Here is a 21,395-nt window from a genome sequence, read left to right as displayed (position 1 = left end):
TAACCGTTAGTAAAATGCATTTCTGTTATTTTTGCCCAAAATCGTGTATTGCTCTTATGAAAAAGATACTGCTTCTCTTTAGTTTGATCGCCTTAAATTCTTGTGACGACGGTGATATTATCGTTTCTTCTTTTGATTTTTCTGAACAAGATGTCGATTATTGTTCTACTGTAGATGATACCGAATCAGAGACCGTAAATTATATCTTTTATAAGATCAACTCTGACACTAACGAGGCGATCGCTTTTAGAATAAGTACAGACGAACCTATTTTAACCGAATTGAGCAACGAAACGGCCTATACTTTTAACTTAGGAAGCAGCTCTGACACGTTTGTCTCGTACCGCATCTTTAATAATCCCGTGACTTCAGACTATTTCTGTAATGAAGTACCACCTTCTCAACCCAGCGTTACCGAAGAATACATCAGTGCAGAAGGAACCGTTACCATTGTAACCGAAGGTGAGTATGATGATGACGATGATATCGATGCCGAGTTTGAAATGACTTTAAACGGGGAGACTGATCTTGACGGCGACGGAATCCCAAACTATTATGATTTTGACGATGATGGTGATAATGTACCCACCAATCAAGAAGGTGTGGTGTTAAATGAGGACGGCTCAATTGATATGGAAGGTTCACTGGACACCGACGGTGACGGCATCCCTAACTTTATGGATCCTGATGACGACGGCGATGGTGTACTTACCATAAATGAAGATGTTGACCGTGATCTGAATCCTAACAATGATGTAACTGATGTATCTATTGGCCCTGATTATTTAAATGATAACATCGCCATAGATTATAATGTAAATGCATTTAGAGAGCATACGTATAACCTAAACAATATCACACTCACCATCAACTTGACAGATCTTGTCTTTATTTCTCAAAACGGAGAAGCAACCATCAGACAGGAAGAATTGTTATTTGGAGAATATAGCGCTCCAAGTGAAAAAACGCAAGTAACACCTGAGTTTCCTGAGTAGATAAAAGTGTTAGTTTTATAAAAACAAAAGCCGAGTGTTACTGCTCGGCTTTCTTTTTTTAAATGATCCTGAATTGAAAATTAATCCAGTTCTTCAGCGATTTTATCGTAATAGGCTTGTGTTACCACTTCCGTCCAGGTTGTGGGTTGCTCGCCTCCGTATAATGCCAAATAGGTTACGTCGCTATTCTTTGTTGAAGAATGCCAGTGTTCGATATCTTTTTCACACTTGATGATATCACCCTCCTTAAGGACTACTGCATTATTACCTCTTTCTTGATAATATGCTTCTCCATCAACAATGATCAACACTTGAGGCGAACTATGCTTATGCCAGTCTAAAGTAGAATTAGCCTTAAAGGTCGCTTTGGTTATGTTATAGCCCAATTCTGCATCACCGGCAATGATCCCGTTGAGCCAAGCTTCGCCAATATAGTGCGTATTAGGCGCTTTTACACCTGATGTTAAATAGGATGAAACTTGATATTCCTGATCTTGCCCAAAAACCGCAAGTGAAAAAAGAACGAAAAGAATAGTTATTGAATTTTTCATTTTGAACGTGTTTTAAGAGGGTATTGATTCTTTGTTTGAATGGTCTCAACTATTGCCTGTTGCGAGCGTTGGGGCTCGTATTTGTCGGTTTAATTGCTTTATTACCTAGTTTCAAAAATTACAATTTTTCGGTAATACTCGTTATTGGCGATGAGCCATTGTTAGGCAAAGTTTAATTAATCCAGGCTTCAATTTTATTTACAAGACTTTCCTTAAGATTATCTAAATCTGAATAAATAATATGAGGATAGTGATTTGTATCGAAATGGGTATCTCCAAAATCCTCTTTTTCACATAAATATATTACCGGCCTTTTTAGACCTAAGGCATATCCAGCCTCGAAATAAACTCCGTGCTTATGTTGAGTAAAATCAGCCACTAAGAATTTACATTTTTTAATTTCTGCGATTAATGCATCATTGATAGTTACATCAGCATCATAATGTATTTCATCAATTAGAATAGGAAGATATCCAGCATTCGAAACTGCAATTTTAATAGCTTCTCTTGTATCATTTAAGCTATCTGAAAATGACATAGCAATAAAATATCTATTCGATTTATTTCCACTTTCATAAATGTCGATAACCTTAGAAAGTCCTTCATATGTTAGGTGAATATAGCCCAAGTCGGAACCATCCATAGTATGTCTAGCCTTCCCTTCTATAAAACCTTTAAGTTTCAAGGTAAATAGGTAGAAAGTCAATTCTTGATAATTTTTAAAATAGAGCTTTTTGGCTAATAGGTCTTTGGATTTTTCGGGAAATTTTATAATCGCCCCTTCATAATCCTGTAAGGAATGCAAATACGAAAGAAGATTTTCCATTTTCTCATCCGGTGTATTGGGTATAATACTTTCTCGTATAATTTTTTCTAATTTCTTGTTATCAAGAACTGGACTATCACTCAAACCATATTCTTTTGGAAATTTATCGTTCAAAATTAAACCCTGTAATAAATGTTTGTTCGATTCCACAAACCTAGAATTTTTATGGTCCCAATGAAATCTAAATAATATTCTTCTACCAGAGTATTCAATTATGTACTCTGCTAAATCATAACTTGAAGGATAATTAGTAGTTTCTAAATCGGTAATATGACATTTTACTGGAGGATTATTCATTCCCATTTTATGTTGAATTAGACTTTTAAATGCTGCGCAGCTTGTATCAAAACTAAATATATCAATATCCCCTCAAAATTTACGGGATATCTCCACTTTTTGCTGGCGATTTGGGATTTTTGTTAGCGGTATAATACCCTATATGATTACAATCTAAAGCAGCTTATACAAGCTAGCTTTTAAGCGCTTTTCGTTTAAACCAAATAGCTTCGCCAGGTCGTTTTTGAGCGAGTTGGCAAATACCAAATGCGCTCAACTGTAAAACTCTGGGATAGCCTCCAGAAACCTGACAGTCACGCATCAATGCGATAAGGGTTCCGTTTGGGGTAAGTTGCACCGTTCCCGGTAAAACCGGCCCTGTAGTGATGCCTTTCAGCGTATTATCAAAAGTTTCTTTAAATGGGATCGCCATCCGGTTGCTCTTAGAACTCAGCGTAAATAACCTCTCAAAAAGCTGCTGTTGCTCCTCGGTGCTCAACAACGCAAACTCCGGGCCGGGATAGGCTTCAATTGCGGGATCCCAAAGTTGGGTATCTTCAAAGTTTACACGAGATAATGCTTTCGTGGTTACTACTTCATCAGTAATGGCCAGAAACGCCCCTTTTTCAAGCTTAGCAGCCATTGTAATGCCGGGATACTGACTTCGGCTACCCAATACCAATTCGGTTTGAAAACTTCCGGAAACGGCAAGATAAGCACGTAAGCCCTTATGGAGTCTTCCAAATTTGAGCACGTCACCTTTTTGTACGCGATAGCGTTTGGCTAAGCTTATGGCTTGGTCGTTGAGTAAAATATCAAATTGTGCTCCGCAAACCGCAATGTAGGTTTCGCTGCTAAACTCCAATACCGGACCGGTCATCAGGATTTCGAGCACAGCAGCATTAGGATCATTATTCAGTAACAAATTGGCTTTTCCGGCAGAGAACGAGTCCATCACCCCGCTTTGCGGCACGCCATACTGCGCAACGCCATGTCTTCCGGTATCTTGAAGGGTGGTATAAAAACCTGGTCGAACTACGTGTATGTTAGCCATGAGTTGAAGTTAAATGATAGGTTCCTGCTTGAACTTCCTGTTGAATTTCGTCATACTTTAACTTAGAAACCGAATAGAACTGAATGCGATCTCCCGACGCAAACGGACAGGGTGGTTCGCTTTTAGGATCGAATAAAGCTACCGGACAATTTCCGATAATTTGCCATCCTGCCGGACTGCTGTTTGGGTAAATTCCGGTTTGGTTTTCAGCGATGCCCACAGCCCCTTTTAAAACCGATGCGCGCGGCTCAGATTTTCGTGGCATTTTGAGGCGCTCGTGCATTCCGCCGAGATATAAAAATCCGGGTAAGAAGCCTATAAAATAAAGCGTGTATTCCGGAGCAGTATGCAAGCTGATGACTTCGTCAATCGTCAAGGATTTTTCCTTTGCCAACAACTCAAGGTCGAGACCAAATTCAGCATCATAACATACCGGTACCCGATACAATTTTGAAGTGACAGCCTCGAGTGGAATATTATGAAAATCAAGCGTTTTTAAGCGCTCAAAATCGCTATAAACAGATTCTATTGAAATAACATAATTTATTAATATTGAGTTGTATGTATTTGTTATTTCAACTTTATGTTTAACTATATTTGATGCGATGTATTTTTTTATTGAAAGCAGAAATTTCAAGTTTTCAGGCGAAATTTTAAAGTCCCATTGCAGGAGTATCGCCTGTTCTCCAAGTCTGTTTATGCTGGGTTTTACGTGCACGATACGGTAGTTTTTTTAATCTGATTGTCGTCTAATTTTTGATTCAAAAGCTGAAGCAATTCCACTGCTTTTGGCGTGTCGCCGTGAACACAAATGGTATCAATTTTTACTTTCAAAATACCACCGTCAAGAGTCTTAATTTCGTTGTGTTGAACCATACGTAAAACGTGGTTGATCAAGGTATTTTCATCGGTGATCACCGCGTGGTCTTTTTGACGAGAGACTAAGCTTCCGTCAGGTTCGTAATTACGATCGGCAAAAGCTTCAAAAAGCAACTTCAGTTTTCCTGTTGCCACACGGGCCATTTCAGAATCAAAAGGTACATACACCGGGATTTCAGGATAGGCTTCAGCCAAAACTTCCGTCAGAAATTCAGCATATTCCTTTTTTTGAGCGCACAAATTATACAAGGCGCCGTGTGCTTTGATATGATGCAAGGGCACTTGATGTTTCAAACACGCTTGATTCACTCTGGCAATTTGTTCTAAAACGGAGTCTTTGAGTCTTTTAAATGAAAGCTGCATTTCCTTCCGTCCAAAATGCTCCCGATCAGGAAAAGAAGGGTGCGCTCCTACTCCAACCTTGTGCTGTTTTGCAAGCTGAACCACTTGGTCTATAGTTTCTAGATCGCCGGCGTGACCGCCGCAAGCGAGGTTGCACGAACTGATAAGCGGCATCAAGGCGGCTTCATTGCCGATGCCTTCGCCTAAATCACAGTTAAGATCGATACTTGTTCTCATATAAGTCCAAAAACGCTTAGAATTGCACGCGCTCCTAATATAAGGGTTACGATCAAGATGCACACGCTTATTACATTTTTCAACTTGGAGTTTTGGTAGCTTCCTAAAAGCGTACTGCGATTGGCCAACCAGATCAAGATTCCAGCAATTACCGGTAAAAGAATGCCGTTTGCCACCTGCGCAAACTGAATGATCTCAATAGGTTTGATCCCAAAAGTTGCAACACCCACGCCGAGTACTAAAACGAGTATCCAAACCAATCTGAAGTTTCGTGATTTGAGATCACCTCCCAGATTGAGGCATCCTTGTGCTACATAAGCTGCCGCAAGCGGTGCTGTGATCGCTGAAGTAATCCCTGCGGCAAAGAGTCCTAATCCTATACAATATCGCGCAGCGCTACCGTAAAGCGGCTCTAAGCTTAGTGCGAGTCCGCTGGCGCCATCTACTTCTTGTCCGCTTAAAGCTGCTGCAGCAATGATCACGCTCATAGATACGAGTCCGCCTAAGATCACTGCAACAATCGTATCTTTTTTTGCTGCGGAAAGTTCAGATCTATCTTTCCATTTTTGATTGACTAAAGACGCATGTAAAAACAAATTGTACGGTACAACAGTGGTTCCTACCAAAGCAACGATCATTAGAATACTTCCGTCAGGAAATTGCGGAATCAGAGCACCTTTGAGCACCGTTAGCAGTTGAGGACCTGTGAGTATCGCCGTGATCACAAAAGATAAGCTCATCAAGATTACCAGAAGCAAAAAGACTTTTTCAAGCACTTTGTAATTGCCAATATATAATAAAATGAAAGCTATAGCTCCTATAAGTAAACTGTATCCGTTTATAGTATTTCCCGCAACTTCAATAATACCCGTGCTTCCTAAAGCCTGAAGTCCTAAAACGCCACCGCTTATATTTCCACCTTCATAGGCCGCATTACCCACAACTATGGCTGCTAAAACAAGGCCTAAAACCGATTTTCTAAGAATACCTGCGGGCAGTTCATCACGCAGTACTTGTGATAGACCCTTTTGCGAAACTAGACCAATACGGGAAGCGGTTTCCTGTAGAATAATGGTCGCAATGATGGATAAGGTCATCGCCCACAACAGGCTAAAACCAAACTGAATACCTGCAAGTGTACAAACGGTCACCGTACCCGGACCGATAAATGCCGCTGCCACTAAGGCGCCGGGGCCAATGTTCTTAAAAGGATTTCGCATAGATCTTGTAAAATCTTAAATATAAAAACATCTGTTTTGATTTCGGCACAAACCTTTGGCTAAAGTGAAAACCCTAATACTAGGCTAGCAGGAAAAGAAATTGAATACTCCTCTTAACTTCAACGATAATTTTGTTAACAGATGTCTGGCTAAAATTGAAGAAAATCTTTGATGCAGGACAAAATAAAACCCGCTAAAGCTTAGCCTTAGCGGGTTCTAATTAAAGTATGTATTGAAGTTTTACTTCTTTATTTCTTCAAGTTTCACTTCGTTGCCTTCTTTATCAAGAAGCATTACTTCGTCAAAGCCCATTTCTTTAAATTGCTGATACTGCGTTGCTGCATCCCCAACAACCAAATACGCCATTTTAGACTCATCAAGATATTTATTAGCTAAAGCTTTATGCTGCTCTAAAGTCATATTCTTGATCGTTGCTTCTTCATTCTCAATATAGTTAGGATCTAGATCGTAAGCACTACGCTCTTGTAACATACCTAAAAGCGAACCTTGAGTTTCAAAACGTCGTGCATTTGATTTGATCAAAGCGTTTTTAGTAAACTCAAGATCTTCGGGTGAAATACCGTCTTTATATTTCTGAATTTCATCTCTAAAGATCGAAACTGATTCACCAGTGGTGTTGGTTCGTACAGAAGAAGATGCTGTAAACGTACCGGGAATTTTACTTCCGCTAAAACCAGAACGCGCACCATAGGTATACCCTTTTTCTTCACGTAAAACCAGATTTACATTACCGCTAAACGATCCTCCTAATTTGTAATTCATCACCTCTGCAGGATAAAAATCTTTATCCGTACGTGGCATAGAGATGTATCCAATATTGATTACCGACTGCTTTGCGTTAGGAACATCCACAAAATAAAGCGATGCTTTGTCTCTGTTGTTTTCTACAGGGAATTCAGGAATCGTCACTTCTTTAGCCGCCCAGTTCTCTTTAAGACCTTCTAAGGAAGCCAAAGCCTGACTTTCACTAATATCTCCCACTACGTGGAAACGACTTACACTAGGTGAAAAATAGTTGTTGTAGTAGTCTTTTAGATCTTGCATTGTGATCGCCTCAACAGACTCCACGGTTCCTGAAGTAGAATACGCCAATGGATGGTTCTCTCCGTACAAACGTTTGCTGTACACGCGGTTTGCAATCACATTAGGATTTGCGTCAGAACGCTTGATACCATTGATCGTACTTGTTTTGATACGCGCAAATTCTTTCTCATCCCAACGTGGCTCTAGAAGAATTTCCTGAACCAAAGCCATCGTGGCATCAAAATTACGCGCTAGCGTATTTCCTCTTAATACTATAGATTCGTCAGTGGTGTACATATTTATGCTCGCTCCAAGACGGTCAATAGCTTCTTCTAATTCTAGCGGAGTTTTGGTTGCTGTACCTTCCATAAGAATGTCGCTCATTAAATTAGCCACTCCATTTATATTTAGATCATCTAATAAATGACCACCTTCGATCACTAGGCTGAAGTTTACTAGCGGAAGTTCGTCTTGAACGATACCATAAACTTCCATTTCGTTTGGTAACTCTGCAGTCCAGCTATCAGGAATATTAAGTTTTGGAGTTTCACCCATTGCAGGTGCAACCGAACGATCAAACTTAGAAGGTGTTTTCTCGATCTCAACATCTGCATCAACAATCTCGGTCTCCACATTTTCGGTGATCTCTTCTTCAACAACTTCTGCTTTTTCTGAATTCTCAGCGATCAGCTCCATTTGTCCTTTTGGTACAAAACTGGTCATTACATACGGTTTGCCTTTTACGTATTTTTCATAAACACGCATTACATCTTCTGCAGTAACCGCTTTGATGTTCTCAATATCATCCTCGATAAATCCGGGATCTCCGGTAAATACATCGTACTGCGCCAGTTGAAAGGATTTACCTAAAACACTACTGATTCCATTATAAAAATCAGTTTCTAAACCGGCTTTAATGCGCTCGATATCTTCGGCCTTCACGCCTTCTTTTTCAAACAGCGCAAATGCTTTGTTGATTCCGGTTTCTACACTGTCCAGGTCAACACCGGAATTTGCAGTTACCGAAATTCTAAATTTTCCTGCGATTTGATCAGAGCCATTCCACGCGTATGGTTGGGAAGCCAACTCCATATCTTCAACCAGCACGCGGTATAATGGTGCCTTTTTTCCGTCTGAAAGAATTTCGCCTAAAAAGTCTAAAGCATACGCATCATCAGTGTATTGCTCAACTGTAGGCCAAACCATATTTAACTGCGGTGCGGTCGCAAAATTATCTTCGTGATAAAAACGCTTGGTCTCATCTAAAGTCACGTTCTGAACAGGTAAAGGCTCTACTTCTTGACGTTTTTTAATTTCACCGAAATACTTTTCTACTAACTCTTTGGCTTTGCCTTCTTCAAAATCTCCGGCAATAACTAGTGTAGCATTGTTAGGACCGTAGAATTTATCGTAGAATTCTTTTACATCTTCTACCGTAGCGTTTTGAAGATCTTCAAGTTCACCAATGACCTGCCAGCTGTATGGGTGTCCATCTGGGAATAAATTCTTGTCAATCACCCAACTGGTGTGCCCGTACGGATTGTTATCCACACGTTGACGTTTTTCATTCTGAACCACTTCTTGCTGATTCGCAAAAGCCGACTCGGTAACGGTATTGATCAGGAAGCCCATACGGTCAGACTCTAGCCACAACACGGTTTCTAATGCGTTATTAGGCACCACTTCGTAATACACCGTACCATCTTGCCAAGTACCACCATTTAAAGTACCCCCGGCATCTTGAATGGTTTTAAAGAATTGATCTTGCGGAACGTTTTCTGATTCTTGAAAAAGCATATGCTCAAATAAGTGTGCAAAACCCGTGCGCCCTTTTTTCTCGCGGTTAGATCCTACGCCATACTGAATGGCTACAGATACAATAGGATCACTTTTGTCTTGATGAAGTACTACGTTTAACCCATTCTCGAGCTCGTACTTCTCATAATCGATTGATAGTTTGGCCTCTGCGACGTCGTTATCTCCTGCTTTTTTGTCGTCACAAGAAATAAAGGTTGCCACAAACAATGACAGCAACAGTGCCATTGGTGTCCATCTTGTTTTAATCATAGATGTTCGTTTTTTGATTAATAAAATTGATTAGCATTCCTAAAACTGTTAGAAAAGACGCAATATTTTAGCCTAAGTTACAAAACTATTAGGGTTTATTTAACGAAATCAAAAAACTGATGCATTTTATTGAATGACTAAGTTTGTTTGAGCGCTTATCCCAACCATCCATCACGATCTAAGCTTCGATACTGAATGGCTTCTGTGATATGATGGGCTTGTATCTGTTCTGAAGCTTCTAAGTCGGCAATAGTACGGGACACTTTAAGAATACGATCATACGCACGTGCCGAAAGATTGAGCTTTTCCATTGCGTTTTTCAATAGGTTTTTTGAAGTTTCATCTAAAGCGCAGTGCTGTCTGATTTGTTTAACGCCCATCTGCGCGTTGTAATTGATGGTTTCTATTTCGGCAAATCGGCTGGTTTGTAATTTGCGTGCTTCGGTGACACGTTTTCTGATCGCCACACTACTTTCCGCTTTGCGTTCTTCAGAAAGTTTATCAAAAGGTACAGGTGTCACTTCAATATGAATATCAATACGATCTAATAAAGGCCCGGAGACTTTACTCAAATAGCGTTGCATCTCGGCTGGCGTACTGCTCACCGGAGCACTGGGATCGTTAAAATAACCACCCGGACTGGGATTCATACTGGCGACCAACATAAAACTACTGGGATAGGTTACTGTAAATTTCGCACGTGAGATTGTGACTTCGCGATCTTCTAGCGGTTGGCGCATCACTTCAAGAACGGTGCGTTTAAATTCGGGTAATTCATCTAAAAAAAGCACCCCATTATGCGCCAGGGAGATCTCTCCCGGTTGTGGATACGCCCCACCGCCCACGAGGGCGACGTCTGAAATCGTGTGATGCGGACTTCTAAAAGGTCGTTGTGCCATCAAGCCCACGTGTTCCCGCATTCTACCCGAAACACTGTGAATTTTAGTCGTTTCGAGTGCTTCTCGCAAAGTCATTGGCGGTAAAATAGAAGGCAAACGCTTTGCAAGCATGGTCTTACCCGCCCCTGGTGGACCGATTAAAATAATATTATGACCACCGGCTGCGGCGATCTCCATACAACGCTTAATAGACTCCTGCCCTTTTACATCACTAAAATCAAATTCAGGATGTTCTAAGGCGTTGAAAAATTCGTTACGCGTGTCAACAATTGTGCGTTCTAAAGGCGCATCATTATCAAAATGATCGATCACCTGTGCAATGGAATCAATCCCATAAACCTCCAGGTCTTTAACTATCGCCGCTTCCTTAGCATTCTGACTGGGCAGTAAAAACTTTTTAAACCCTTCTTCCTGCGCTTTGATCGCAATAGGCAAAGCACCACGTATGGGCTGCAAACTTCCGTCTAACGAGAGTTCGCCCATAATGATGTATTCTTCTAAATTCTCTGCTTTTATTTGTCCGCTTGCCGCCAGAATACCAATTGCGAGTGTAAGGTCATAAGCGCTTCCTTCCTTGCGGAGATCAGCAGGCGCCATATTAAGCGTGATTTTCTTTCCGGGAATTTTAAAACCGTTATTCTGAAGTGCCGCAGCAATGCGGTAATTGCTTTCTCTAATCGCGTTATCGGGCAGTCCTACCAAGTGATAGCCAATGCCTTTGTCAATATTTACCTCAATTGTAATTGTAGAAGCTTCAACGCCAAAAACCGCTGAACCATAAACCTTTGTAAGCATAATTTTTAAGTTGGTTTTCTAAAGAAACAATATTATTTCCAACTTTTGAAATTAGCTTACTGATTTTTAATGGTTTATGTCAATCTGTCTAATCTAATTTCTATTAAGCACACCTTCAGCCCACTTACGTGCCGGTTTCCCGAAGCATTCGATCAAGTCATCTACACCCACCACACTACCTTTGGCTAGCCGGCCTAACAACGCTATATTTTGGTGCGTATTTCCGCCTTTACTAATAATGCGACCATCTTCTAACGTATGTAATCCCAATTTATAGCTCACCGCATCCACGCGTTTATCAGTTCTGAGATGCGCTATTAAAGGACTACTCACTTTGGCTAATTGCGGCGCATCGATTACCGAATTAACCATCACCTGAACCACGATAGTTTTCCCATCCTTGCGCAATTGCCAACCTTTAGGTACTAAGTTAATCTCAGGATCTGCTACAAAATCAAGATTTAAAACTCCGGCTTTTACCAAAGCTATGAGTTGCTGTAAACTTTTGACCGGTGGACCATAAGAATAGCGTTTACTGGCCTCAATGTACTTTACCACATCAACCATTGCGTCATCACCAAGATTCATATACGTGTAATCGTGATACAAAACTCCTAAAGCAAAACGCCACACCTGACCTAAACAATAATCCAAGCTAATTTTGGTTTTGCCGTAAGCCATATGTAAGTACAATAGCATCGCCTCGAGCGTATCTTTTTTAGTGCTTACCAATAAAGTATGCTCGGTGTCCGGTTTTTTGATCACTTGTAGGGTCAATTCAGTCAGGTCATCAGCAGATAAATCTGTGGCTTTCGCTTTGCTTCCCAGTCTCTTGTAAACGGAACTGGTGATCTGCGCGATAGCTTCTATGAGGAAGGAAGCATCATTGATAGTTGAGGCATTCGCTTCAGCTTGTTCGACCGCCTGTATGAGAAGTTTAAATTCTTCTTCGGAAGGTTCAAACCATGAATCAATTTCACCCGAAAATGGTTTAGGAACCGGTGGCAAACCGTTTAAGGAAAAAGCCACCAATTCACGTGGCGCTTCCTCTGAAGGAATATAGTTAAGCTCAACAGAATCAGCAATAGGTACAAAACTTCCGCCAAAACCTATACTCAATGCTCTCACCTGATCTACCATAGACAAGCCAAAACCACGTAGCGCGATTTTAGTTTCAGGAGTTATTGCATCGGTTTCTAAAGCACCCACGGGATAAGGGTCTTTATACAGTTTTAGGTTATTTTGTTTGGCGTGAGTATCCCATAATTGCAGCTGCTCAGAGTCGTACGTAGGCTGATGACCAATGGTAAGTACAATTTCATCAACCATATGCTGTTGAGCGTCCTTAGTAATAATAATTCCGCTTTGCTCGTTAGCATCAATTTGCACTATTTCAGCGGAAAACAATTCAGCTTTATTTTGACCTTTCAGAGCGTCGTAGATGGTCAGAAATCGTTCATATAAATAAATACCCAACATAGAACGCGCAGGGAAATGATCTTTTGATACGTTTGCCGGAGCATCCTTTCTATCAGTCAACCAATCTGCATAACCTGGAAATTCAGGAATAAAAATATCATCAACACTTATTGATGGTCTACCTGCCAGATCGTTTGATAAATTACGCTCATGAATGTTTGACAAATTGGTCTCTACTTGGTCAGGCGTCCAGATTTGTCCCGCCCCGGGATAGGGCGAAGCTTCAAACAATTTGACGTGTAAGTCAAGGCTTGATTTGCTATTACTTTTGACTAAAAAAAGACTTTCAAGCGCGGCCAGCCCACGCGGACCAACTCCTACAATACCTATCGTATATGGTTTTGACACAGATTTTTTGTTTTAAAGCTTAATGCCTAAAATTAAAACTATAAATCTTAGTATTCCGTTAAGCCTGAAACATAAGCCCTTAAGCTTATCATAAAGTTGCTATTCTATTTTAAAAACAAAGGATTGAAGCGGTTTGATGTCTACGCGAATCGTTCCTGCTTGATTTTGAACTTGAAGCGCAGCTTGCTCTTCATTATAAAGTTGATCTGTTGCTTTATACGTCCCGTCGTTGAGGTACCATTGTTTAATAATATCCTGTGGTATTTGCAATTCAAAACCAAACGTATCTTTAGCATCAAAGTTGGTGACAATGATGAGTTTATCAGTATCAGACCAGCGCACAAAGGAATGCACCCGATCATTGTACCATTCGGTATGCTGACGATTATGCCAGTGAATATCTGCATACCCTCCCATTATCGCCGAATTTTCTAAACTGAAATTCAGCAAGCGTTTATAAAAATCTCGAAGCTCTTTTTCTTCAGGAGTAGACTGCCCGCCGTCAAAGTTTTTGTCATTGACCCAACGCACTACACTAGGTACGCTTCCGTAGTCAAAAATTGAAGTCCGTGTAGGATCGCCAAAGCCCAGGTCTTCAAGTGCCGGCTCACCCAATTCCTGACCAAAATAGATCATTGTTGGAGCCGTACTGATCAACGCCGAAACAACCATCGCAGGTTTACCTTTTGCTGCATCTCCCGCAAAAGCATCACTAGCTATGCGCTGCTCGTCGTGGTTTTCCAGAAAGTGCAGCATATTATGTTCAATATCTTCCTGATACTTCAGGATTGGTGCAAAATGGTCTGTGCTTCCGTGGCCTTGCATCACGTGTTTTATCGTATCATAAAGCTCCACTTTGTCGTATAGATAATCCATTTTTCCTTTAAATATATACTCGCGATACAACTGTGGATTATACACTTCGGCCATTAAAAAAGCATCAGGACGCTCCATTTTAATAGCAGCATTCATATAACTCCAGAATTCTACAGGAACCATTTCGGCCATATCATAACGGAATCCGTCTACACCTTTATCCAGCCAAAACAAGGCAATCTCTTTAAACTGTTTCCAAGAAGCCGGAACGTCTTTATCTTTCCAAAAATCAAAATGCTTCTGATGATCCCAATGTCCGGCATCTTCTGGCAACAAATCAAAGTCTTTATGTCCTTCCGGACTCACGCCGTAGTTTATTTTAACGGTCTCGTACCAATCATTTTGCGCAGGTTGCGCATCTCTTGCTCCATTACCTGTCCATTTTGCTGGAGACTCTGTAAACTGTGCATCCGCACTTGCCGACTTTTCGCCTAAAGGCACATATCCATTTTCCCATTGCGGCACTATAAAATCGGTTCCCGGGATGTAGTAAAAGTTATTATTCTTGGCATATGCCACCGAAGTATCATCATTCGCCCCAAAAGGCACAGTATATTCCGGAGTGTTTAAACTTTCATATTTGCGTGCCACGTGATTGGGGACGATATCTATGATCACTTTTAAATCTGCTTGATGCGTACGATTTATGAGTGCTTCAAACTCTTCAAGCCTATTTGCAGGATTTACAGCCATATCAGGATCAACCTGATAATAATCTTTTACCGCATAGGGTGAGCCGGCTCTGCCTTTTACAACATCAGGATCATCGTTAGAAATACCGAATTGTGTATAATCAGTGATTACAGCGTGATGCGGAACTCCAGTGTACCAAATATGAGTTACGCCAAGCTCTTTAATCTCACTTAAAGCTTTGGCGGTAAAATCTTCAAACTTCCCTACACCATTTTCTTCGATGGTACCCCAAGGTTTATTGGTTGTGTTCGTATTGCCAAATAATCTGGTAAAAACGTGATAAACTACTTTTTTCTTTGGGTCTGTATTCTGCATAGGCTCTTTTATGTGATTAGACTTGTTCTGTGCACAGCTTGTTAGAAGTATTCCAAGGCTAATTAAAAGGATATTTTTGATCATCCAACTAATTTAAAGTTATAATTAGAAAACAAATTTTATAAGATTTAAAACTAACATAAATTTAATTGCTCGCCTAAATCGATTAACCTGATTTCAGCGGTAAAAAAGGGGATATTTCCCCCTTTTGTCACAAGTATATTATAGATACTTTTATCTCGTATTAATAATTAAAGATTAATACCGTTTATAATCTAATTATTAGGGGAATTAAATTTTAAACGCATTAATGATTTAGGGGTGAAAGGCACTCTGCGCGAGCAGGGTGTTTTTCTTTTTTACACCATTTGTAAAAAATCGAAAAATTATAAAACGATTTAGTTATATTTTAACAGAAAGAGTTGCAAATTAATTTTGTAGCTTTACGATGTCATTGACAATTTAGGGGTGAAAGGCACTTTGCGCGAGCAAGGTGTTTTTCTTTTTTAGGCCTATTTCTACGCTGTAAATTTTGCTATTCAACACCTTAGGGCGCAAAACAATTTCTTGTACAAATCCCCTATTCTATTTGATTCTTCTCTCTTTTCCTGAAAGATAAGTTGAAGCGGTCCCTGCGGATGAAAATCCTTTTTCTGAAGATTAAAAAAATGAGGTAGCCTAACCAGCTGAAAATAGCTACTAAAAACAACCACAACCACAGCTCTTTTACCGATTTGAACTTTTTATAGCGCAACTCGAGTAACACAAGGATTACAAAAAGAATTCTCAGATAAACCAAAGGGTAATTTTTATATGCGTGTAATCACTACTGCAAGACTACAGCTTTTGATACGCATTTTAAGCATCATGCTTCTTAAAATAAAAAAGCGCTCAAATCGTTTACCCGATCTGAGCGCTTTTGCAACAAGTTTAGTATTTGAATTACTTTAAAACCTTAAACTGAATTTCTGAATCTCCAAAAACAGTATGCGTCTGCTTTTGAAAATCTTCAGCATCGGCTTTGTAGATATTAGGTACAAAAGTTTGTGGATTGCGATCGATTAGCGGAAACCACGTACTCTGAATTTGAATTTGCATTTTATGTCCTTTTAAAAACGTATGGTTTACCCCTTGTAAGGTTAGATCTACTTCGGTTTTTTGATTAGGTTCAAAAGCTTTAGGTTCACTAAAACTCTCACGGAAACGTCCACGCATTACTTCACTACGCACCATCATCTGGTAATTATCCATTTTTAAGTAGTCTTGAGTTTCAGGGTAATCTTCTGCTCCTGCAGGATACACATCTACCAGTTTTACTACCCAATCTGCATCAGAACCTGTGGTAGCCACCTGAAGTTTAGCTAGTATTTCACCGGTGATCGTCATATCATCCTCTAAAACTTCGGTTTCGTAAACCAAAACGTCTGGTCTGCGCGCTGCAAATCGCTGATCGTCGGTCATGTATTTTCTGGGTGTGAATACCATTTTAATGTCTTCCGAATACGGAACCGGTTTAGAAGGGTCACTTACAAAAGCATTTTCAAAATCTGCCGAAGCGCTCTCAGTAAGTTTTTGATCTGCTCCTAAATAAAAACTTTTAGTTTCTGCTGCTTTTGGAGGCCATTCCGCATAGCTATCCCACTCACGTGAACCACTATCATACATAGAAGCTTCAGGGAAGTCAATCGCTCCTTTACCGTCATTTTTCAGGAAATGATTGAAAAATACCGTCTCGTAATTTTGTTGAAAATCTCTAGAAAGATTATCTCCAAAATATACATTCCCTATAGCTTGGCGCTCACTTGAACGCGCCCAATCTCCGTGACTCCAAGGCCCGTAAACCAAGATGTTATAGTTATCACTGGTCTCCTCAATCTTTCTGTAGGTGTTGAAAGGTCCATAAAGATCTTCGGCGTCAAATAGTCCGCCTACAACCATTACGGCAGGCTTGATATCATTTAAATGCTGAATGATTCCGCGGCTTCTCCAGAATTCATCATAATTAGGATGGTCTTTAATTTGCTGCCAGAATACATTATCTTCTTTGTAATACGCATCTAAATTGGTCAACGGACCTGCATCTAAGAAAAACTGATATTGATCTTGCGTAGGAAGATCAGGAAACGCGTACCAAGGTTTGGTTACCGGCTGGTCTTTCATATAGCCGAAAAGCGAAATCGCTCTCCAATAGCTTTCTAGAAACGCTCCGTTATGATGAAAGTCATCAAAAAAGAAATCTGAAATACACGCTTGTGGAGAAACTGCTTTTAATGCAGGATGCTCACTAAGCAAAGAATATGTCGCATAAAAACCTGGGTACGAAATCCCCCAAGTTCCTACATTTCCATTATTGTTGTCTACATTCTTTACAAGCCAATCGATCGTGTCATAAGTATCGCTAGCTTCATCAACTTGTTTTCCTTTTTTATTCGGAATATACGCGCGCATATTGTCGTAAACGCCCTCACTATTCCAACGGCCACGCACATCTTGCTGTACAAAGATGTTACCTTCTTCAACCATAAACTTATTAGGTCCTATTCTGCCTTTATAGTTTTCTTCACCATACGGCGCACAGCTGTAGGGCGTACGCATCATCAAAATAGGATACTCTTGTGACTTATCTTTTGGCGAATAAATTGTCGTATGCAAAAGCACGCCATCACGCATTTTTATTTTGACTTCTTTCTTGTCGTAATGCTCGCGCACATATTCTTCGGTTTGTGCTTGTATGCAGCTCACGAAAAGCAAAAGCACCGCAAATACTAGATTTTTGACTTTTTTCATTTAGTAGTGTTTATTTAATCATTGAATTTAGAGATTCCATCTTCGAGCCAGGCTTCAAATTCATCTACATCTGGCGTGTAGCCCACAGGCGTGTTAAGTTCGTCTTCATTATGGTTTAGCAACACATAATAGGGCTGCGCGTTAATCTGATATTTTTCAATCTGAAAATCGCTCCATTTATTTCCTACGGTTTGAATGCGTTTGCCGGTAACTTCACTTACATATTGTTCAGCTTCGGGCAGTTCTTCCTTTAGATCTACAAATAACGAAATAAGGACCACATCGTTCTGTAGTTTCCCAAGGATTTGAGGTTCGCCCCAAACGCGCTCTTCCATCTTGCGGCAATTAACACAGGCTTTGCCGGTAAAATCTATTAGTACCGGTTTATTTTCAGCTTTGGCGTAGGCCATTCCTGCATCATAATCAGTAAAAGTCACCAATTGATACGGCCCAAGTTCGGCTTCTTCCGGTAATTCTCCTTCGGTTAAACCTGCAACACTACCTTTAGAATAACCTACACCGTATGGCGATTCACTATAATTTAATGGCGGCGGAAATCCGCTGATCAATTTCAATGGTGCACCCCACAAGCCGGGGATTAAGTATAACGTAAACGAAAGCACAAAAAGCCCTAAAATCAACCTTCCGGAAGAAATATGTGTCAACGGACTATCGTGCGATAATCTGATTTTTCCGAAAAGATAAAACGCCATTGCACCAAAAATAGCAATCCAAATCGCTAAGAATACTTCGCGCTCTAATATATGTGCCTGCAAAACCAAATCAGCATTGGATAAAAATTTAAAAGCTAAGGCGAGCTCCAAAAAGCCCAAAACCACTTTTACTGAATTGAGCCAGCCTCCCGATTTGGGTAAAGAATTCATCAACCCAGGAAACAATGCAAACAACGCAAAAGGGATCGCGATAGCCAATGAAAAACCTAGCATTCCTAAAATGGGCGCCAGACCACCTTCTGAAGCGGCTTGTACTAATAAGGTTCCTACAATGGGGCCGGTACAACTGAAGCTTACAATGGCTAAAGCCAAGGCCATAAAAAAGATACCTATAATTCCGCCGCGATCCGCTTTGCGGTCTACGGCGTTAGCCCAAGAATTGGGTAACATAATTTCAAAAGCACCAAAGAACGAAACTGCAAAAACTACGAGAAGTAAAAAGAATATCAAGTTGAACCAAACGTTGGTTGATAAAGCGTTTAAGGCATCTGCGCCAAAAATCCCGGTGACCAATGATCCAAGCAATACATAGATTACCACGATGAAAATTCCGTATAAAATGGCATTTCTACGACCCACTGCCAGATTCTTACTCTGCTTTGTAAAAAAGCTTACCGTCATAGGAATCATTGGGAATACACAAGGTGTGAGCAGTGCCAAAAATCCGCTAGCGAAGGCAACGAAAAAGATGGTCCATAGATCTTGTTTTTCTTCTTTTTTTACAACCTCTTTAACCGGTTCAATCTTTTCTACTTCTTCCTGAACGTTACCATACTCCTGAAAATCATTAAAGTCTTTAAAAACCTTTCCATTCTCTTTAACGAGGTCAAAAACTATGTATTTTTCTTCGTTGATACACACTTCTTTACACACCTGATATTTCAAGATCAGCTTGACATATTCAGTGGTTTCTTCAGCTTTTATCTTTTGGGATAGCTGCGCGGTTTCTGAGAAAAAGGTTTCATCTACCTCAAAGATCTCACTGTAAGCTGTTGTGGTCTCACTTTCTACCGTGGGTCCTTCTAAGGAATAAGCTTTACCGGCTTCGAGGAACTCTAATTCTAAAGGTAAAGATCCGCCGGGATCTGTGAACTGCGAATACACATGCCATTCGGGCTCAATGCTCGCATTTAACAACAGGGTATATTCTGATTCACTTGTTTTATCTACTTGAGCCATCCATTGCGCCGGATTTTGTGCTCCGGCTGAAGGTCCAAAAGCTTGTGCATTTCCTGTGAGCGAGATCAATAGCGTTACAAGAAGAAAGCCGTATTTAATCATAGTATGCGGTAATTTTTAAAAATTGAGAAGTATTAGGGGTTACTTTGTAGCGATCGTCAGTTCGTGCTCCTACGACCCAGATGATGTCTTGGTCGTTACACAGAAGCCAAACTGACTCTTTATCAAGAGTCGAATATTTTAAGTCTTTAAAGAATTTACTAAGCTTCTTTTTCCCTTTTAAGCCAAATGGATAAAACCAATCGCCTTCCTCCCATTTTCTTAATTTAAGCGGAAAATCTAATTGGTCTTTATCAAAAATAGCTTCGGTAGCCGTAGTTTTTGAAAATTGATCTACAGCTTCTTTTTTGATCTTTAGATTGTCAAGAACAAGGCTTGCGTCTTGCTCATTCCATAAAACAACTTCGTGTTTTTTTTTATGTTCTGTAAGTAGTAGCACCTCACGATCTCTTATAAGTCGGTGATTTTTTGCGGAAACATATTTACCGGGTTCAGCATCTAGCAAATCATAAATATCATCCCAAGCCGTAAATTCAAAATCCTTAAGTAATTGATACAAGACCGCCTTGGTATTTGGCGTCTGCTTCAACTTCTGAATGCTTAATTCATAGCCCTTAAAAGACTGATTTACGATCTGAGAAAACAGCATTGCCGTGTAATCTTCAAGTAGCAGTGCAACTTCTTTTAAATGCTGTTGACTCTTCTGAAACTGATTTAAAAATTGGGGGGCTGCTTCTTCTATCGCAGGAATAGCGTGATGTCTTAAATGATTGCGCAAATATTTATCTGAAGCATTGCTACTATCTTCTCGCCACTTGATCTCATTGGCCTCTGCATACGCTAGAATCTCTTCTCTGCTGAACGGTAACAAGGGACGAATTAATTGCTCATTATGCGCAGTAATGCCAGTGAGCCCATCTATTCCTGAACCTCGACTTAGGTTGATGAGAAAAGTCTCAAGATCATCTTTCGCATGGTGCGCAGTGGCGATATACGCTAACCCGAATGTTTGACAAAGCTCTTCAAACCAATGATACCGTAATTCGCGTGCTGCCATTTGAATGGAAACCTTTTGATCTTTAGCATAGGCTTCGGTATTAAAATTTTGAAGATGCAACTTAACTTGTAATGCTTCGGCTAGTTTTTCAACAAAAATTGCATCTGCATCGCTCTCGCTTCCGCGCAGCTTAAAATTGCAATGCGCCATCTCAAAATCAACATCACAAGCTTTTAATAAATAGGCCAAAACCACACTGTCTAATCCCCCGCTTATCGCTAACAAAACCGAAGTTTGTTTCAATCCATTAAACTGAGATTCTATATGCTGATTAAACCTTTTGATCATAAAAACACTTGGTGTTCTCGCTATACGCTTTTAAAATTTCAAACCAAATCAGCGACGTTGCCCAGCCTTTAGTTGGACGTAAAAGTAAAATGTTTTACTAGTACGCTTTTTCTAGACGTTTGCGCTCTTGATTATCGAGTAAATATACAATTTAAGGCCTGTTTTGCAGCAAAGCTCAGCGCAAGTTTATTTAGTTTCTATTTAACATGGAATGGAAGCCAAAGCGGTTATTTGATACGCTTAAAATTGTATTTTTAATCCTGACGCTTTGTAACAAGAGTTACGAGTACATCAAAAGCTACGGTCTATATTTGCCGATATTAAACCTCGAGGCAAGGCCGAAGGCACACAATGAAATTAGTTTTTAACATTGAACTACGTCTCAAGGCAGTAT

The 21,395-nt window shown here is 40.2% G+C and carries 14 protein-coding genes; 1 reads left to right on the top strand and 13 read right to left on the bottom strand.

What is annotated here, in order from left to right; translation table 11 throughout:
- The first annotated feature begins 56 nt into the window (after window positions 1-56).
- Window positions 57-995: a hypothetical protein gene (locus BUA96_RS07435; RefSeq protein WP_072981905.1), complete on the top strand. Its 939-nt coding sequence runs from the start codon at window positions 57-59 to the stop codon at window positions 993-995.
- Between the two features lie 80 nt (window positions 996-1,075).
- Here BUA96_RS07435 and BUA96_RS07430 read toward each other — a convergent pair whose 3' ends face one another.
- From BUA96_RS07430 to tilS, 13 genes are all read right to left on the bottom strand, one after another.
- A complete protein-coding gene (locus BUA96_RS07430; protein WP_072981903.1) occupies window positions 1,076-1,546 on the bottom strand; it encodes a cupin domain-containing protein in 471 nt (156 codons plus the stop codon).
- Between the two features lie 172 nt (window positions 1,547-1,718).
- Window positions 1,719-2,669 carry a TIR domain-containing protein gene (locus BUA96_RS07425; protein ID WP_128755666.1) on the bottom strand — a complete coding sequence of 317 codons (951 nt, stop codon included), beginning with the start codon at window positions 2,667-2,669 and terminating at the stop codon, window positions 1,719-1,721.
- A 172-nt stretch (window positions 2,670-2,841) separates the two neighbouring features.
- Window positions 2,842-3,702: a 5-oxoprolinase subunit C family protein gene (locus BUA96_RS07420; protein ID WP_072981899.1), complete on the bottom strand. Its 861-nt coding sequence runs from the start codon at window positions 3,700-3,702 to the stop codon at window positions 2,842-2,844.
- Window positions 3,695-4,420 (bottom strand): 5-oxoprolinase subunit PxpB, encoded by a 726-nt coding sequence (gene pxpB / locus BUA96_RS07415; RefSeq protein ID WP_084673093.1) that lies wholly within the window; start codon window positions 4,418-4,420, stop codon window positions 3,695-3,697. The genes BUA96_RS07420 and pxpB overlap by 8 nt, the downstream gene beginning before the upstream one ends.
- The gene (gene pxpA, locus BUA96_RS07410; RefSeq protein ID WP_072981895.1) at window positions 4,411-5,160 is read right to left on the bottom strand and encodes a 5-oxoprolinase subunit PxpA; all 750 of its coding nucleotides are present in this window, start codon (window positions 5,158-5,160) and stop codon (window positions 4,411-4,413) included. Before pxpA ends, pxpB begins: the two co-directional genes overlap by 10 nt.
- A complete protein-coding gene (locus tag BUA96_RS07405) occupies window positions 5,157-6,380 on the bottom strand; it encodes an Nramp family divalent metal transporter (RefSeq protein WP_072981893.1) in 1,224 nt (407 codons plus the stop codon). Before BUA96_RS07405 ends, pxpA begins: the two co-directional genes overlap by 4 nt.
- Before the next feature lie 240 nt (window positions 6,381-6,620).
- Window positions 6,621-9,491 carry a M16 family metallopeptidase gene (locus tag BUA96_RS07400; RefSeq protein WP_072981891.1) on the bottom strand — a complete coding sequence of 957 codons (2,871 nt, stop codon included), beginning with the start codon at window positions 9,489-9,491 and terminating at the stop codon, window positions 6,621-6,623.
- A gap of 155 nt (window positions 9,492-9,646) precedes the next feature.
- Complete coding sequence (locus tag BUA96_RS07395; protein WP_072981889.1) at window positions 9,647-11,185, bottom strand: YifB family Mg chelatase-like AAA ATPase; 1,539 nt, start codon at window positions 11,183-11,185, stop codon at window positions 9,647-9,649.
- Window positions 11,186-11,278: 93 nt separating this feature from the next.
- Window positions 11,279-13,012, bottom strand: coding sequence for an FAD/NAD(P)-binding protein (locus BUA96_RS07390; RefSeq protein WP_072981886.1), 1,734 nt, complete (start codon window positions 13,010-13,012; stop codon window positions 11,279-11,281).
- 99 nt (window positions 13,013-13,111) lie between these two features.
- The gene (locus BUA96_RS07385; protein WP_072981884.1) at window positions 13,112-14,980 is read right to left on the bottom strand and encodes an alpha-amylase family protein; all 1,869 of its coding nucleotides are present in this window, start codon (window positions 14,978-14,980) and stop codon (window positions 13,112-13,114) included.
- A gap of 858 nt (window positions 14,981-15,838) precedes the next feature.
- The gene (locus tag BUA96_RS07380) at window positions 15,839-17,683 is read right to left on the bottom strand and encodes a CocE/NonD family hydrolase (protein WP_072981882.1); all 1,845 of its coding nucleotides are present in this window, start codon (window positions 17,681-17,683) and stop codon (window positions 15,839-15,841) included.
- 14 nt (window positions 17,684-17,697) lie between these two features.
- Entirely contained in the window at window positions 17,698-19,698 is a 2,001-nt protein-coding gene (locus tag BUA96_RS07375; RefSeq protein WP_072981881.1) for a protein-disulfide reductase DsbD family protein, read from the bottom strand.
- Window positions 19,691-21,001: a tRNA lysidine(34) synthetase TilS gene (tilS, locus tag BUA96_RS07370; protein WP_072981879.1), complete on the bottom strand. Its 1,311-nt coding sequence runs from the start codon at window positions 20,999-21,001 to the stop codon at window positions 19,691-19,693. Before tilS ends, BUA96_RS07375 begins: the two co-directional genes overlap by 8 nt.
- Between the last annotated feature and the right edge of the window lie 394 nt (window positions 21,002-21,395).

Source organism: Leeuwenhoekiella palythoae (genome assembly GCF_900130045.1).
In the GTDB taxonomy this organism is placed as follows: Bacteria; Bacteroidota; Bacteroidia; order Flavobacteriales; family Flavobacteriaceae; genus Leeuwenhoekiella; species Leeuwenhoekiella palythoae.
Note: the sequence above shows the minus strand (reverse complement) of the source record. Positions and strands in the feature narration are given on the sequence as shown.

Coding starts and splice junctions, on each gene's coding strand:
- BUA96_RS07435 (WP_072981905.1), top strand. CDS start 57: ATGAAAAAGATACTGCTTCTCTTTAGTTTGATCGCCTTAAATTCTTGT.
- BUA96_RS07430 (WP_072981903.1), bottom strand. CDS start 1,546: ATGAAAAATTCAATAACTATTCTTTTCGTTCTTTTTTCACTTGCGGTT.
- BUA96_RS07425 (WP_128755666.1), bottom strand. CDS start 2,669: ATGAATAATCCTCCAGTAAAATGTCATATTACCGATTTAGAAACTACT.
- BUA96_RS07420 (WP_072981899.1), bottom strand. CDS start 3,702: ATGGCTAACATACACGTAGTTCGACCAGGTTTTTATACCACCCTTCAA.
- pxpA (WP_072981895.1), bottom strand. CDS start 5,160: ATGAGAACAAGTATCGATCTTAACTGTGATTTAGGCGAAGGCATCGGC.
- BUA96_RS07405 (WP_072981893.1), bottom strand. CDS start 6,380: ATGCGAAATCCTTTTAAGAACATTGGCCCCGGCGCCTTAGTGGCAGCG.
- BUA96_RS07400 (WP_072981891.1), bottom strand. CDS start 9,491: ATGATTAAAACAAGATGGACACCAATGGCACTGTTGCTGTCATTGTTT.
- BUA96_RS07395 (WP_072981889.1), bottom strand. CDS start 11,185: ATGCTTACAAAGGTTTATGGTTCAGCGGTTTTTGGCGTTGAAGCTTCT.
- BUA96_RS07385 (WP_072981884.1), bottom strand. CDS start 14,980: ATGATCAAAAATATCCTTTTAATTAGCCTTGGAATACTTCTAACAAGC.
- BUA96_RS07380 (WP_072981882.1), bottom strand. CDS start 17,683: ATGAAAAAAGTCAAAAATCTAGTATTTGCGGTGCTTTTGCTTTTCGTG.
- BUA96_RS07375 (WP_072981881.1), bottom strand. CDS start 19,698: ATGATTAAATACGGCTTTCTTCTTGTAACGCTATTGATCTCGCTCACA.
- tilS (WP_072981879.1), bottom strand. CDS start 21,001: ATGATCAAAAGGTTTAATCAGCATATAGAATCTCAGTTTAATGGATTG.